Origin of the sequence: Micromonospora sp. WMMA1998 (genome assembly GCF_027497375.1) — a bacterium.
GTDB lineage: Bacteria > Actinomycetota > Actinomycetes > Mycobacteriales > Micromonosporaceae > Micromonospora > Micromonospora sediminicola.
Genome location: NZ_CP114911.1, coordinates 4,523,829 through 4,539,074, shown reverse-complemented (window position 1 = coordinate 4,539,074; position 15,246 = coordinate 4,523,829). Strand labels below are relative to the sequence as shown.

General features: G+C 74.1%; 14 protein-coding genes. 8 read left to right on the top strand and 6 right to left on the bottom strand.

What is annotated here, in order from left to right:
* Positions 1-276: 276 nt before the first annotated feature.
* The 3 genes from O7600_RS20855 to O7600_RS20845 all read left to right on the top strand — a co-directional run bounded on the left by O7600_RS20855 (position 277) and on the right by O7600_RS20845 (position 4,320).
* Positions 277-2,703 (top strand): immune inhibitor A domain-containing protein, encoded by a 2,427-nt coding sequence (locus O7600_RS20855; protein WP_281594218.1) that lies wholly within the window; start codon positions 277-279, stop codon positions 2,701-2,703.
* A 182-nt stretch (positions 2,704-2,885) separates the two neighbouring features.
* The gene (locus tag O7600_RS20850) at positions 2,886-3,287 is read left to right on the top strand and encodes a hypothetical protein (protein WP_281589806.1); all 402 of its coding nucleotides are present in this window, start codon (positions 2,886-2,888) and stop codon (positions 3,285-3,287) included.
* Positions 3,288-3,387: 100 nt separating this feature from the next.
* Positions 3,388-4,320 (top strand): alpha/beta hydrolase, encoded by a 933-nt coding sequence (locus O7600_RS20845; protein WP_099162904.1) that lies wholly within the window; start codon positions 3,388-3,390, stop codon positions 4,318-4,320.
* 1 nt (position 4,321) lies between these two features.
* Here the strand turns inward: O7600_RS20845 and O7600_RS20840 are convergent, their stop codons facing one another.
* Positions 4,322-4,687 (bottom strand): hypothetical protein, encoded by a 366-nt coding sequence (locus O7600_RS20840; protein ID WP_098744019.1) that lies wholly within the window; start codon positions 4,685-4,687, stop codon positions 4,322-4,324.
* Positions 4,684-7,758 carry an SseB family protein gene (locus O7600_RS20835; protein ID WP_281589802.1) on the bottom strand — a complete coding sequence of 1,025 codons (3,075 nt, stop codon included), beginning with the start codon at positions 7,756-7,758 and terminating at the stop codon, positions 4,684-4,686. Before O7600_RS20835 ends, O7600_RS20840 begins: the two co-directional genes overlap by 4 nt.
* A gap of 152 nt (positions 7,759-7,910) precedes the next feature.
* Here O7600_RS20835 and mycP point away from each other — a divergent pair, with 152 nt between their 5' ends.
* Complete coding sequence (gene mycP / locus O7600_RS20830) at positions 7,911-9,116, top strand: type VII secretion-associated serine protease mycosin (RefSeq protein ID WP_281589800.1); 1,206 nt, start codon at positions 7,911-7,913, stop codon at positions 9,114-9,116.
* A 44-nt stretch (positions 9,117-9,160) separates the two neighbouring features.
* Here mycP and O7600_RS20825 read toward each other — a convergent pair whose 3' ends face one another.
* Positions 9,161-9,454 carry a WXG100 family type VII secretion target gene (locus O7600_RS20825; RefSeq protein WP_099162906.1) on the bottom strand — a complete coding sequence of 98 codons (294 nt, stop codon included), beginning with the start codon at positions 9,452-9,454 and terminating at the stop codon, positions 9,161-9,163.
* A 20-nt stretch (positions 9,455-9,474) separates the two neighbouring features.
* Positions 9,475-9,792, bottom strand: coding sequence for a WXG100 family type VII secretion target (locus O7600_RS20820; RefSeq protein WP_091584343.1), 318 nt, complete (start codon positions 9,790-9,792; stop codon positions 9,475-9,477).
* Positions 9,793-10,035: 243 nt separating this feature from the next.
* Between O7600_RS20820 and eccE the strand changes: the two genes are divergently transcribed.
* From eccE to rarD, 4 genes are all read left to right on the top strand, one after another.
* Positions 10,036-11,835: a type VII secretion protein EccE gene (gene eccE, locus O7600_RS20815; RefSeq protein WP_281589797.1), complete on the top strand. Its 1,800-nt coding sequence runs from the start codon at positions 10,036-10,038 to the stop codon at positions 11,833-11,835.
* Positions 11,836-11,885: 50 nt separating this feature from the next.
* On the top strand, positions 11,886-12,272 hold the full coding sequence (locus O7600_RS20810; RefSeq protein ID WP_091583634.1) for a phage holin family protein: 387 nt from the start codon (positions 11,886-11,888) through the stop codon (positions 12,270-12,272).
* 97 nt (positions 12,273-12,369) lie between these two features.
* Positions 12,370-12,858 (top strand): GNAT family N-acetyltransferase, encoded by a 489-nt coding sequence (locus tag O7600_RS20805; protein WP_281589794.1) that lies wholly within the window; start codon positions 12,370-12,372, stop codon positions 12,856-12,858.
* The gene (rarD, locus tag O7600_RS20800; protein WP_281589792.1) at positions 12,855-13,766 is read left to right on the top strand and encodes an EamA family transporter RarD; all 912 of its coding nucleotides are present in this window, start codon (positions 12,855-12,857) and stop codon (positions 13,764-13,766) included. The genes O7600_RS20805 and rarD overlap by 4 nt, the downstream gene beginning before the upstream one ends.
* Positions 13,767-13,846: 80 nt before the next feature.
* Here the strand turns inward: rarD and O7600_RS20795 are convergent, their stop codons facing one another.
* Complete coding sequence (locus tag O7600_RS20795) at positions 13,847-14,536, bottom strand: zf-HC2 domain-containing protein (RefSeq protein ID WP_099162910.1); 690 nt, start codon at positions 14,534-14,536, stop codon at positions 13,847-13,849.
* Positions 14,533-15,048, bottom strand: a complete 516-nt coding sequence (locus O7600_RS20790; RefSeq protein ID WP_091583649.1) for a sigma-70 family RNA polymerase sigma factor — start codon at positions 15,046-15,048, stop codon at positions 14,533-14,535. Before O7600_RS20790 ends, O7600_RS20795 begins: the two co-directional genes overlap by 4 nt.
* Positions 15,049-15,246: the final 198 nt, after the last annotated feature.

Sequence of the window (15,246 nt, the reverse complement as noted above, 5' to 3'; positions counted from 1 at the left end):
GGGAGCGGAAGCGCTCCCGGCCCTTCTGTATCCATGACCTTCGTTACCCACGCCTCAACGGGCATCGGCGCTGGTCAGCGCGCCGGCAACAGATCGACGTGTGACGGGCAACGGCGTCACCAACAAAAAGTTGCTACAAATCGACGCACACATCTTCCCACCGGTCCCAGCAGTGTCTATGTTCACCAAGGGTCCCACTTGTGGGACGTTCCACCGGCCCGTACCCCCATGGGGCCGGTTCCCTCACACCGGAGGTACCACGTGCGCAAAGTCGCAGTGGGTCTGCTCGGGCTTTCGCTGACGGCGACGGGGCTGGTGGCGGGCACGTCCGCCAGCGCCGCGCCGACGCCGAAGCTCCCGGCCGCCGCCCCGTCGGTGGCCGAGCCTGCGCAGGCTGAGCACGACCTGCCCAACCCGCTCGAAGAGAAGCGGCGCGCGCTGCGCCAGGAGGGCCTGAGCGAGGTCCTTTCCGGCAGGGCGAAGGCCCAGAAGATCAACGGCAGCACGGTCGTCAAGGTTGGCGAGCAGGCTGCCGAGGGTGCCGCGGCGGGCAGGTCCGCCAAGAGCACCAAGGCCGGCAAGGGTCCCGTGAAGGACCAGTACGTCGAGCTCTCCCGCAAGCAGACTGACAAGATCTTCGTCATCCTTGCGGAGTTCGGCGACGAGCGGCACCCGAACTACCCGGACCAGGACACCGACCCGGACACTCCGGGCCCGTCCCGGTTCGACGGTCCGCGCGTCAACCAGATCCCCCAGCCCAACCGGGCGGTGGACAACTCCACGGTCTGGCAGCCGGACTTCAGCGCCGATCACTACCGGCAGCTGTACTTCGGCACCAAGCCGGGCGACGAGTCGTTGAAGCAGTACTACGAGGCCCAGTCCTCGGGTCGGTACAGCGTCGACGGCGAGGTCACCAACTGGGTGAAGGTGAAGTACAACGAGGCTCGCTACGGCCGTTCCGACGGCTACCCGTGCGCCTCGAACGTCTGCACCAACACCTGGGCTCTGGTCCGCGACGCCGCCAACCAGTGGGTCGAGGACCAGAAGGCGCAGGGTCGCTCCGACGAGGAGATCGCGGCCGACGTCAAGTCGATGGACCAGTGGGACCGTTACGACTTCGACGGCGACGGCAACTTCAACGAGTCGGACGGCTACATCGACCACTTCCAGATCGTCCACGCCGGCGGCGACCAGGCCGACGGTGACCCCTACCAGGGTGAGGACGCCATCTGGAGCCACCGGTGGTACGCGTTCGCCAGCGACCAGGGCAGCACCGGCCCGGAGAACTTCCCGGCCGGCGGCACCCAGATCGGCAACACCGGCGTCTGGATCGGCGACTACACGATCCAGCCGGAGAACGGCGGCCGCAGCGTCTTCTACCACGAGTACGGCCACGACCTCGGTCTGCCGGACGACTACAACGTGGGCACCAGCGCCGACAACAACAACGAGCACTGGACCCTGATGGCCCAGAGCCGGCTCGGCGCGAAGAACGACGGTGGCATCGGCGAGCGCGGTGGCGACCTGGGCGCCTGGAACAAGCTCCAGCTCGGCTGGCTCGACTACGAGACGGTCGTCGCCGGTCAGAAGCGGACCCTGAACCTGGGGCCGCAGGAGTACAACTCGGCCAAGGCGCAGGCTGCCGTGGTCGTGCTTCCGCAGCGCGAGTACACCTTCGACAACGGCAAGCCGTTCGAGGGCACCAAGCAGTTCTTCTCGGGCAACGCGGACGACCTGAACACCACGATGACGCGCACCCTCGACCTCACCGGGAAGAGCAGTGCCGCGCTGTCGATGAAGGGTCGCTACAGCATCGAAGAGGACTACGACTACCTCTTCTTCGAGGCGTCCACCGACGGTGGCCAGACCTGGGCCACGCTCCCCGGTACGGCCAACGGCAAGGCGCTCAAGGAGATCTCGCCCGGGCGCTTCGCCCTGGACGGCTCCAGTGGCAACCAGTGGGTCGACATCAACATCCCGATGGACGCGGTCGCCGGCAAGGTCGTGCAGTTCCGGCTCCGCTACCAGACGGACGGCGGTGTCTCCGAGGGCGGCTTCTTCGGTGACGCCATCACCGTGACCGCCGACGGGCAGACGCTGCTCAGCGACGGCGCCGAGGCGGGTGCGGGCGACTGGGCCCTCGCCGGCTGGAGCATCGTCGAGGAGACCTACACCCGTAAGTTCGACAACTACTACATCGCCGGCAACCGGTCGTACGTCTCGTACGACAAGTACCTGAAGACCGGCCCGTACTACTTCGGCTACGCGAACACCCGCCCGGACTACGTGGACCACTACGCGTACCAGGAGGGTCTGCTGATCTCGTACTGGAACCTGCGTTGGGCGGACAACAACACCGCTCCGGCGTCGGCGGCCAACCCGGGTGGTCACCCGGGTGAGGGTCGGAACCTGTACATCGACTCGCGTCCGCGGCCGCTCTACAACCTGACCGGGCAGCCCTGGCGGGCCCGCGTCCAGGTCTACGACGCGCCGTTCAGCCTGAAGAAGGCCGACTCGTTCACCCTGCACATCAACAGCCAGCCGCAGTACATCCGCGGTCAGGCCGCTGCTCCGGTGTTCGACGACAGCAAGCAGTACTGGTTCCCGGAGCTGCCGAACCACGGCGTCAAGGTCCCGAACAACGGGGTCAAGATCCGCGTGGTCGAGCAGAACGGCACCTCGATGAAGATCCGCATCTCCTGATCGACGGATCGACGCACCACAGCGATGCCCGGGCGGTTCACCGCCCGGGCATCGCCCTTTCCGGCAGGGAACCGGCCGGCCCCCGCCCGCGTCCCATCCGGGTGACGCCTCGCACCGCTCTACCGGCCGCCCTCGCGGTGGCACTGCTCGCCACCGCCGGCTGCGCCGGGAACGGAGGATCCGTGCCCGACGAGACCCGGCCGTCCACCCCGGCCGCACCGCCCACCTCTGCCGCACCGGCCGCGCCGCCCACCCCGGCGGTGGACGCGCCTGCCGCCAGCGGAGCCCCCGCCGACCGCCCCACCCCGCTCTCCGCCACCGAGCTGCCGACCCTGCGGCGCCCCGCCGGGCCGCCGAAGAAGCCCACCGACAACCGCCCCACCGGGGTCGTCGCCGGATGGATCACCCGTGGCGGTCCCGGCCCGTGCTACGGCCTGGTCGACGAGAACGGCCGGGAGTACGCCGTGCACGGCCCGGAGGCCGGTGAGCTGCGCGAGGGCGACTTCGTCACGCTGCGGCTCGCCTCGCGCGACCGCTCGGTCGACTGCGGTCCCGGCGTACCGATGCGGATCGTCACCCCGTAGCCGCTACCGGTGCGGGTCGACGCGGTGCCGTCCCGGAGAATCCCCTGATCCTGGGCACCTGCGGGGCCGGCGGGCGACCGCCGGCCCTAGGCTGTGCCCCATGACCGACCAGCGCGGCGGGTTCGCCGACGAGTCCTGCGTCCTGCCCGAGGGGCCGTGGACGCACCGGTTCGTCGGCGCCAACGGCAGCCGGTTCCACGTCGTCGAGGCCGGCACCGGCCCGATGGTGCTCTTCCTGCACGGCTTCCCGGAATACTGGTACGCCTGGCGCGAGATGCTCCCGGCGGTCGCCGACGCCGGCTTCCGCGCGGTCGCCGTCGACCTGCGCGGCTACGGCGCGAGCGACAAGCCACCCCGGGGGTACGACGGCTACACGCTGGCCGCCGACGTCGCCGGCCTGATCCGCGCGCTCGGCGAACGGTCGGCCACCGTGGTCGGCACCGGCGCGGGAGGGCTCATCGGCTGGACCGCCGCCTCGTTCCACCCCACCCTGGTCCGGCGGCTCGTGGTGCTCGGCGCACCGCACCCGCTCCGGCTGCGGGCCGCCATCTTCGCCGACCCGCGCGGCCAGTTCACCTCGGCCACCGCCACGCTGAAGTTCCAGCTCCCGCGCTACGAGCACGTGCTGACCCGGGACGGCGCCGCCGAGGTGGAGGAGATGCTGCGCCGGTGGGGCGGGCCGCGCTGGGTCGACGGACCCGACTTCGCCGACTACGCCCGCTGCTGCCGGGTGGCCATGCAGATCCCGCAGGCCGCGTTCTGCGCCATGGAGGGCTACCGCTGGGCGTTCCGCTCGGTGCTGCGGCTGCACGGTTACCGGTTCGTGAAGCTGATGCAGAAGCCGCTGGTCACACCGACGCTGCAACTGCACGGCGCGCTGGACCGGGCCTCGCTGCCGCGCACCGCGCAGGGCTCGGGCCGCTACGTCACCGCCCCGTACGAGTGGCGGCTGCTCGACGACGTGGGCCACTTCCCGCACGTGGAGGCCCGCGATGTGGTGCTCGGCGAGATCCTGCGCTGGGCGAAGTCCTGACTCAGACCCGCTGCTCGCCCAGGTCGGCCACCTCGGTCGCGGGCGCCCACCCCTGGTAGACGCCGAAGTCGAACGCCTCCAGCCCCATCGCCTCAGCCACCGGCCAGCGTCCGCCGGTGTACTCCACACGCAGCCAGCCCTCGTGCTCGGCCAGCACGATGAACGGCTGCCCCTGCCAGGTGCAGGTGGTCCGGACGTACGCCAGGTCCTCCACCTCGGCGGCCGGCACCACCCGGACGTACCGGCCGGGGCGCACCTCGGCGAAGCCGTCGTCCGGTTCGGGCTGGTAGAGGCGGACGTCGGTCCCGTCCGGGCTGGCCTGGTATTCCCGGCCCCGCCAGCGGGCCACGTACCCGTCGCGGGTCACGCCTCGTCCGCCTTCCGCCACACCAGCGCGTCCGTGTCGAGGACCGCGACCAGCCGGGCGGTGGCGTCGGCGCCGACGCGCCACAGCTCGGCCCCGTGCGGCAGCCGGGCACTGTCCACCTTGAACTCCGCCACCACGTCGGTGCTCTCCCCCGGCGCGAAGCCGTTGCCGCGGAACGGGGGCCGTTCGATCACCCAGCCCTCCATCGCCCGCATGGCGGCCTCGTTCTGCCCGCCGTACGGGATCCGGTAGAGGCTGGGCCGGTGGGCCGGCCAGCGCAGCAGGTAGACCTCCTCGTCGTCGCGGGAGAACGGCGAGCCGGGATGGCCGAGGCCGAGCGCGTCGTACAGCTCCGCCGGGGTCCGCAGGTGGGCAAGTTCACCGGCCCGGTGCACGAACCCGGACACCCGGTCGTAGCCCCGCTCCAGGTAGTAGGCGAGCTGGCTCGCCGCGATCGCCTTCTGCATGGTCACCGGCAGGCTCGGGTCCGTCGGCGGCGCCGCCGGTCGGGGCTCGGCCGCCGGGGCCGGCGCGGCGGCGGGAGGCTCCGGTTCGTCGCCGAGGCCCACCTCGGCGGCCCAGTTGGCGAGCGCGAGAACCTGCTCCCCCGGGTACGCCGCACCGACCGGACTGCCCGGGTTGACCAGGAACGACCAGGCGGCGTCCGGCCACCGGCGGATGAGCTGGACGAACTTGACCCGTACAGTGTCGACCGGCCCGTCGGCGTGCTCGGCGAGCCGCTCCGGCGAGGTGTAGGCCACGACGTACGTGCCACCGTCGATCGACCGGGTGTGCCAGACGAAGCCGGGGTCGCCCGGCCGACCGCCGGGCGCCGAGTCGGGCGCGACCGGCAGCAGCACCCGGGCCAGCAGCAGGGTGGTGAGGAAGCCGTCCGTGTTTCCGCTGCCGGTGGCGGCGAGCAGTTCCTCCTCCACCTCGTTCGCCGGCACGAACTCCGGCCGCCCGGTCGGCGGCGTCGTCGCGCCGGCCCAGGTCGGCTCGTCGTCCGACCGCTCGGAGGCGGTGGAGCGTGGCGAACCGTCCTCCACATCGGAGCGAGCGGACCACGATGCCGGTGGCTCGGTCGGCACTGGCGTCGACTCGGGTGTCGGCGTCCCGAGCAGCGACCCGGCGTCCGGTTCGGCGGCGGACGGGTCGGGTGGGAACAGCGGCTCGGTCGGCGGCTCGAACAGCGGGGCCGGGGCACCGTTCGACGACTCGGAGAGCGGTGCCGTGGACTCGAACAACGACACCGTCGGCTCGGCCGACGACGACGGCGGCGGCTCGGAAAGCGACACCGTCGGTTCACCCGAACCCGGCGACTCGAACGCCGTCGTCGACTCCGGCCCGAACGCCGACGTGGCCCCGTACGCCGTCGTCGGCTCGAACGCCGTCGTGGGCTCGAACGCCGTCGTGGGCTGCGCCGTCGTGGGCTCGAAGGCCGACGCGGTCTCGACCGCCGTCGTCGACTCGGAAGCGGTGGACCCGAACGGGGCCGTCGACGCGAACGAGGGTGCGGCCCCCGACGACGGCTCGAAGAGCGACACCGGAGGCGCGGCCGCCGGTGAGAGCGGCGTCGTCGGCTCGTCCCCGACGCCGGACCGGTCGAACGGCGACGTGCCGTCGACCGGCTCGCCCGCCCCGGTGGCGTCGAGGTGGGCGGCGAGATCGGCGGTGTCGTCGACCACCGGGTCGACGGGAAGCGGCACGGTCGGGTCCGTGCCACCCGTCCAGGCCGCCGCCGCGTCACCGCCGGGAACCGGGACCACGGGGTCGGCGCGCGGTGGGGACCAGGCCGGCGTGGGCTCGGTCAGGTCGCGGGCCTCGATGACGGTGCCCTCGATGACGATCGGTGTGAAGTCACGCCGTGGCGTCGGCGGCGCGGACACCGGCTCGGCGACCGACGGCGGCAACTCCTCCGCCTCCGCGAGGTCGTCCACCGGGTTCCCCCCGGCCCACTGGTCCGGCCCGGGCGCGGCCGGGGCGGCGTGGCGCCGGGGCAGCGTGCCGGTGGCGTCCTCGGCCGGGCGGGCCGGCCGGAACGGCCGGGTCGGGTCGTCCGGACGGGATGCCGGGGGCGGCTGGTCCGCCCCGATCGGGAAGGCGCGGGTCGGGTCCTCCCGCACCGGCTCGTTCAGCGGCCGGCGGCGGGGAAACGGCTGGCCACCGGCGAACCGGGACGGCGGCGTCGCCCGTTCGGCGGACCGGCGGGGCGCGTCCAGCGGCGAGGGCCGCCGGCTGGAGCGCCCAGAGGAGGGTTCGAAGAAGGAGCGGGCCGGGGGCGGCGCGGGAGCCGCCGGCGGATCGTCCACCGACGCGTCCCGTCCGGCGGCGAAGGGGTCCGGCTCGTCCGGTCGCCGACGCAGGTCGGTGAGCCAACCGTCGAGGGCGTCGGAGCCGGGCTCGTCGCCCGAGGCGGGCCGGACCACCTCGGGCGCCTCCGGCGTTCTCCGGCGGGGCGGCACGGTGGGTACGCGCCGACCGAGGACCGGCACGGTCCGCATCGGCACGGTGGAGGGCTCCTCGGCCTCCGCCACCCGGCCACCGCGGGTCGGCGGAACCGGGGGCGGCGGCGCGGGAGCGGCCGGCACCCGGGGGAACGGCGCCTCCCGTGTGGTCTCCGGAACCCCGTTGCGGGCGGCCCGGGCCGCGCTCTCCACCCGATCCAGGCGGGCTCGGGCGCCCATGGTCCGCCCGGGCAGCCGGACGTCTCCCCGGGCGAGCTGCGCGACGTACCAGGCGGGCAGGTAGCCCTCGATCGGCAGCCCCGGATCGACCGCCAACCACCACTCCTGGTTGGGCCAGCCGGCGGCCAGGTCCGGGTATGCCACCACGCGCGTCGCCCCGGCGTTCTCACCCAGAGCGGCCCGTAGCGCGGCGACGGAGGTGAAGGCCAACACGTGGGTGCGACCCCCGGAGGTCCAGGTGCCCCACCCGGCGGTCGAGCCGCCGGCGACCGGCAGCACCAGATCGACGCGGGTCAGCACGCGGAAGTACTGCTGCTGGTCCTGCGCGCGCAGCGCGTCCCGCATCGCCACCTCGGCCTCGGTGGCCGGCTTCCATCCGGTCACGGCCACCTCTCCTTCCGCGAACAGGCCACAGGCATCGCCTACAACCTACAAGGTGGTAACAAGATCACAATGCCTGGCCATCGACGGTCGGCCGTGACCTCGGCGAGGCGCTAACATCCCGTTCCGGAGTCGACACGTTACGGAGGTCGTCGATGTCCCGGCCCCTCGTCCGCCCGGTCCTGGCCACCCTGGCGACCCTCCTCGTCGCCGGCCTGCCGGCCGCTCCGGCGGCGGCCCGCGCCCCGTCCGGATGCGCGGCGCCGCCGGCGCCCGCCCGCCCGGTGGCCGAGCAGCCGTGGCCCCAGCAACGGTACGCGCCGGACCGGCTCGCCCCGCTCGCGACCGGCGCCGGCGTGGTGGTCGCCGTGGTCGACTCCGGGGTCGACCGGTCGCATCCGCAGCTCGCCGGCCGGGTGCTCGACGGCGCCGACTTCCTCGACCCGGGGGGCGACGGCACCCGGGACTGCGCCGGGCACGGCACCGGCGTGGCGAGCATCATCGCCGCCGCGCCACGCCCCGGCGTCGCCTTCCGCGGGCTCGCGCCGGACGCGCGCGTCCTCCCGGTACGGGTGAGCGAGCAGCAGGTGGTCGAGGGGCGGGAGTCGGGGCGTACGGTCGACGCGGCCGACTTCGCCCGGGCGATCCGGTGGGCGGTGGACCACGACGCCGACGTGCTCAACCTGTCGGTCGTGCTGTACGCGGACGACCCGGCCGTCCGGGCCGCGATCGCCTACGCGGTGCGGCGGGACGTGGTGGTGGTGGCCGCCGCCGGCAACCTGCACGACAGCGGCGACCCCCGACCGTACCCGGCGGCGTACGACGGGGTGCTCGGCGTGGGCGCGATCGGCCGGGACGGCACACGCGCCGCCTTCTCCCAGGCCGGTCCCTACGTCGACCTGGTCGCCCCCGGCAGCGAGGTGCTGATGGCGGCGCCCCGGCGGGGCCACCACCGGGCGGAGGGGACCAGCTATGCCACGCCCTTCGTGTCCGGCACCGCGGCGTTGCTGCGGCAGTATCGCCCCGGGTTGAACGCGGCCGGGGTCGCCGGGCAGATCGTGGCCGGCACCGATCCGGCGCCGGGGCGGGGCGACGGCTACGGCGCCGGGGTGCTCAACCCGTACCGCGCGGTGACCGAGTCGCCCGGCGACGCGCCCGCCCGCCCTCGCGCCGGGGCGGCGTTGCCGGCCGACCGGCCGGATCCGGCCGCGCTCGACCGCCGGTCCCGTCGCGCCACGGCCCGCGACCGGGCGCTGCTGGTGGCCGGCGTAACCGGTGGGGCGGCGGCGCTGGTGGCGCTGCTGGCCGTGGTGTTGCCCCGGGGGGCCCGGCGGCGCTGGCACCCGGCCGGCCCGGCCTGATCACCGGACGCGGCCCGGGACCGCACCCGGGCCGCGCCCGGGGCTCACTGGAACAGGTTGGCGTTGCGCTTCTCGGTGTCGAGGTAGTCGGCCGCGGAGTCCTCCACGGCGAGCTTGATGTCCCGCAGCATCGCCTGCAGGTCCTGCGAGGCGGCCCGCCAGCGGGCCTGCCGCTGCTCATACGCCTCCCGCGCCGCGCCGGTCCAGCTCGACACCAGCGGCGCCGCGTCCCGTTCGAGCTGCCCGAGCTGGCTCTCCAGAGTGGTCAGCGCCCGTTGGATGTCCGCGCCGGCCTGTTGCAGGGCGGCGAAGTTGACGACCAGCACACCGTGCTCCATGGGTTCGATCCTTCCGATGGTCAGAGCGGCAGCTGGATGCCGCGGTTGGTGCCCGCCACCCGGCCGGCGGCCTCGGTGTCGGAGACGTCGTAGTGCCGGCCCGCGGTGCGGATCGCCGTGGCGGTCTCGCGCAGGGCCCGCTGCAGGGTCGCCTGGTCCTGCGCCCACTGCTGCTTGACCTGCTCGAACGAGCGCCCGCCGGCGCCCCGCCAGGCCTGCTGCAGCACCTCCAGCTCGGCCATCAGGCCGCTCAACATGGTCTGCAGCGACTGGTCGACCTGCTCGAACCTCCCGGCGGTCTGCTGCATCACCGCGGCTTCTGCCTGGGTCTGGGACATCCCGGACGTCACCTCGTCTCCTCGGTCGTGGTCGGTCACCGTGTGACCACCGTGGACTCGCCGGTGCGCGCCCGCCGTCCCCGGAGGGGGAAGAGGGACGGCGGGGAGCGCGAACGACGATTTCGTCGCTGACGGTAGCCGTCTCACTTCAGTTCTGCTACCCCCCGGGCCTCCCCTGTGGACAACGCTCCCACTACGATGAGCCACGGCGGCGTCACAGGTCGGACCGGGCGGGGAGGTGCGGTGACCGCGAGCACGACCGAGCGGCCCTCGGCGAGCGCGCCTCCTCAGTGGACGCGGGTGGGCGCACCCGTGGTGCGCGCCGGTCAGGTCGTGACGACCCAGATCGCGGCGGCCGTGCTGGTGGCCGCGGTCGGGCGCGGCGTGGTGGTGACCGCCGTCGCGCTGCTCCTGGCCACGCTGCTGCTGCCCGCCGCCTGGGTCCGGGTCCGGGGCCGCTGGCTGCACGAGTGGCTCGGCGTCGGCGCCGCCCACCTGAGCCGTCGGCGTGCGCTGCCGCCGGCCGCCGATCCGGCGGCGCTGCTCGACCTAGTCGCTCCCGGCACGGTGGTGCAGGCCGCGGAACTGGCCGGCGGGCCCGCCGCCGTGCTGCACGACGCGGCCGGGCTGACCGCGCTGCTGGAGCTCGGCGATCCGGACGATCTGCTCGGCGACCGCCCGGAGGCACTGCCGTCCCCGTTCGACCTGCTTCCCCCGACGGGTCCGGAGAGTCCGCCGGTCCGGCTGCAACTGATCCTCTCGGCGTCGCCCGCACCGACGCCCGCCGTCGCGGCCGGTCCCGCCGGCACGTCCTACCGGCAGCTCACCGACGGCCGGATCGCCGGGCGGACCCGGGTCGTGCTGGCGATCCGGGTGCTCCGTGCCGACGGTTGGTCGGACGACGAGTTGCTGCGGGCGCTCGCCGGCACCGTCCGACGCACGGCCCACCGGCTCGGCCCGCTCGGCGGACATCCCCTGGGGGCGCCGGCGGCGCTGCGGGTGATCGCCGAGATGGCCCACCACGAGGCCGGCGCACCGGTCCGGGAGACGTGGCCGCTGCTCACCGTGGGCGGGCTGCCGCAGGCCACCTGGCGGTTGCGCCGGTGGCCCGATCCACGCGGCGAGGCGGCCCGGGGCCTGCTGTCCCGGTTGCTGGCCACTCCGGGCACCGCCACCACCGTCGCGCTCTGCGTCGGCCCGCACACCGGCTCCGCACCGGCGCCGGCCGGGTTGACCGTGCGGGTCGCCGCCGACGACGCGCCGGCGCTGACGGTGGCCGAGCGGGCGCTGCGCCGGGTGGCCGGCGACGCGGGCGCGGAGTTGCGGCGACTGGACGGCGAGCACCTGGCCGGGCTGGCCGCGACCCTGCCACTGGCGGTCGGCGGTGCCGGCGCACCCGCGACCGGGTCGCCGCCGACGGGTCTGGACCTGCCGGTCGGGGGGTGCGGGCTGGTGGTGGGCGCGAACCGCCGCGGCGGCCCGCTCACCGTACGTCTGTTCCGGCCCGCGACGACCCGGATGGTGCTGGTCGGCGGGGTGCCCGCCGCGCAGCTGCTGGTGCTGCGGGCGCTGGCCCTCGGCGCCCGGGTGGCGGTGCAGACCGCGCGGCCGCGCGCCTGGGAGGGGTTCGTGCGCGGACTCGGGGCGCCGGCCGGCGGGGTGCCGCTGCTCCCGCCGGGGCGGCCGGCCGGCGGCGCGCCCGGGTCGCCGCTGCACCCGCTGCTGCTGGTGGTCGACGCCGGCCCGGTACCGCCGGAGGTCGGTCCGGCGGCGGCCTGGCAGTCCGTGCTCGTGGTCCGCGACGAGCTGATCCCGGCGGACGCCCCGACGCTGGCCCGCGCCGACCTCGCCGTCCTGCAACCCCTCGACCCCACCGAGGCCGCCCTGGCGGGCACCGCGCTCGGCCTCGGCGGCTCCGCCGACTGGCTCACCCGGATCCGAGACGACATGGTGGCGGTGGTCAACCGGCGGGCACTGCGCTGGGCGCTGCTCTCGCCGACGCCGGTCGAGTCGCAACTGGTCGGTCGTCCGACCCGCCGCTGAGCCGGTCGCACGGGTTCCGCGCGGGGAACGGGCGTGGCACGATCCCCGCCATGGATTTCCTGAAGGGTCTACTGATCCGGGTGGCTACGACGGCGGTGGCCTTCTGGCTCGCCACGTTGCTGATCCCGGGCATCACGCTCGACTCCGATTCGGCCACCGAGACGGTGACCACGCTGGTCCTCGTCGCGGTGATCTTCGGCGTGGTCAACGCGGTGCTCCAGCCGATCATCAAGACCGTGGGCTGCGGTTTCTACCTCCTCACCCTCGGCCTGATCGCGCTGGTGGTGAACGGGCTGCTCTTCCTGCTCACGAGCTGGATCGCCGGTGAGGCCGGGCTGCCCTTCCACGTGGACGGGTTCTGGCCGGCGGCGGTGCTGGGCGCGCTCTTCGTCGGCATCGTCACCTGGATTCTCGGCGCCGTCCTCGACCGCGACTGAGGTCCGGCGAGCCCGGCCGGCGCCCACGACGCCGGCCGGGCCAGCGAGCGGGAATTGGCTGGCGAGCGACCCGGGCGGCGGCACTAACGTCGGCCGGGTGTTCACCCTGACCCGCGCAGACGGCTACCAGCTCAGTACCGACCCGGACCGGCTCGACCTGGACCGGGTGCACGCCTGGCTCGCCACGGACGCCTACTGGGCGCTCGGACGGGAGCGGGAGACGGTCGCCCGCGCGTTCGCCGGTTCGATCGGCTTCGGCGTCTACCGGCCCGGTGACGGCCGGCAGGTCGCCGTCGCCCGGGTGGTGACCGACCGGGCCACCTTCGCCTGGCTCTGCGACGTCTACGTGGACCGGGCCGAACGCGGTCGCGGGCTGGGCACGTGGCTGGCTGGCGGCGTCCGCGACCACCTGGCCGAGCTGGGCCTGCGCCGGATCCTGCTGGCCACCCTGGACGCGCACGGGGTGTACGGGAAGCTCGGCTTCCAGCCCGTGGCGGCGGATCGGTACATGGAGCTGGACCAGCGGGTGACGCCGGTCACCGGAAAGGATCAGGGACCCGATTCGCCACTTACGGTGGGCGGGTGAACCAGCTCCGCCTCGGTTATCTGTACGGCGTCGGCGCGTACCTGCTCTGGGGTTTCTTCCCGATCTACCTGAAGCTGCTCCGACCGGCCGGGCCGGTGGAGATCCTGGCGCACCGGATCGTCTGGTCCGTGGCGTTCGTGGCGCTGGTGCTGGCCGCGATGCGCCACGTCGGCTTCCTGCGCACGCTGGCCCGGCGACCCCGCGCGTTGGCCGGCATCGCGCTCGCGGCCGCGCTGATCGCGGTCAACTGGGGCACCTACATCTATGGCGTGAACTCCGACCGGGTGGTGGAGACCGCGCTCGGCTACTTCATCAACCCGCTGGTGTCGGTGCTGTTCGGCGTGGTCGCGCTGCGGGAGCGGCTGCGCCCCGGGCAGTGGGCGGCGTTGGGCGTCGGCGCGCTCGCCGTGGCGGTCCTCACCGTCGACTACGGCCGGCTGCCCTGGCTGGCGCTCACGCTCGCGTTCAGCTTCGCCGGCTACGGCCTGGTCAAGAAGCGGCTCGGGTTGCCCGCCGTGGAGGGGCTCTTCGTCGAGTCGGCGGTGCTGGCGCTGCCGGCACTGGCGTACCTGGCGTGGCTGTCGGCCCGGGGCGACTCGACGTTCGGGCACGTCTCGACCGGGCACACCGCGCTGCTGGTGCTGGCCGGCGCCGCCACCGCGATCCCGCTGCTGCTCTTCGCCGGCGCGGCGAACCGGCTGCCGCTGTCCACCGTGGGCATGTTGCAGTACCTGGCCCCGATCCTCCAGCTCGGCTGCGGCGTGCTGATCTTCCACGAGCCGATGCCCCCCGCCCGGCTCGCCGGCTTTGCCCTGGTCTGGCTGGCCCTCCTGGTCTTCACCGCCGACGCCCTGCGACACACCCACCGCACCCGCACCCCCGTCCCCACCCCTGACCCCGCGCGCTGATCTTGCGGTTTGTGCCCGGACGAAAGGGGCGATGCACCCGAACCGAGGGCCGAAAGTGCAAGATCGCCGCAGTGGGAGGGTCAGCGAAGGTCGTAGGCGAGGACGGGGGTTTCGGTGCCTCGTTGCAGCTCCAGGCGGACCAGTTCGCCCCTGGTGAAGCGGGTGACGCCGGAGAAGCGCAGGTCGTCGCCGGGAGCGGCCAGCCAGGAGCCGATCTGCTCCGTCGCGCCGTCCGGGCCGTGCGCCACCAGCCGGAACGTGTACGCCTCGCGGTGCCCGGCGCGCCGGTCGTAGCCGCAGTGCATGGTGACCTCGGTGCCCCAGGGCGTCTCGGTCAGCCCCACCTCGGCGTGCACCGGCGCGGTCCCGGCCACCGGTCGCATGGCGGTCAGCGCCACCTGCCGGGTGGCCGGCTCGGCCGGCGGCCGGACCAGCGTCACGCCGACACCCGCGAGCACCGCCAGCACCGCGGCGGCGAGCGCGGTCGCCGCGTACCGCCGGCGGGAGCGGGACCGCTCGCGGCGCCGCCGCTCCCGCGCGGCGTCGAGCAGCGCGGGCACCCGGTTGGTCTCCGGCCCGACCTCCAGGAACTGCTCCAGCCCGGCCGGATCGAGCCGGCCCAGCAGGCCGGGCAGCACGGCGATCTCGGCGACCGCCTCCCGGCACGCGGCGCAGCCGGCCAGGTGCCGCTCGTAGGCGGCGCGCTCGGCCGGGGCGAGGGCGCCCAGCACGTAGGCCCCGTCGTCGTGCGCGAACTCGCAGCGGGTCATCCGGTCACCCCCATCTCGGCCAGCACCAACCGTAATGAGCGCAGCGCATAGTGGGTGCGCGACTTCACCGTGCCCGGCGGGACGCCCAGTCGGGCGGCCGCCTCCGCCACCGACCTCCCCTGGTAGAAGCACTCGACCAGCACCTCGCGGTGGGTCGGGCTCAGCCGGTTGAGCGCCTCGGCCACCGTCCACGCCTCCACCGCGCGCTCCGTCTCGTCGACCGTCTCGGCGGTTTCGGGCAGTTCGTCGGTGTAGACCTCGCCGACCCGGGCCGAGCGGCGACGCCACGCGTCGATGGCCAGGTTCCGCGCCGTGGTGAAGAGCCAGGCGCGGACCGAGCCCCGCCGCGGATCCAGCGACTCCGGGTGCCGCCAGGCCCGCAGCAGCGTCTCCTGCACCAGGTCCTCGGCACGTGGCCGATCGCCGTTGACCAGCCGCAGGGCGTGCGCGAACAGCGCGTCGGCATGCTCGTCGTGCAGCGCGCGCAGCAGCTGGGCGTCGTGGTCACTGATGGCGGTACCTCGCTTCCGGCGGCGGGGAGACCGACGATGCGTCCGCCCGTGGCGGGCGGTGCGTCCGCCCTTCCATACGTGCCGTGACGCCGAACGGTTCAGCCGCAGGTCACGCCGGAGCTGTTCACGTCCGGTTCACATTCGGGCCGACACCCGCTCACCGCGCCCTGGCACCGTCCGGCAGGTACGCGCGCGGGC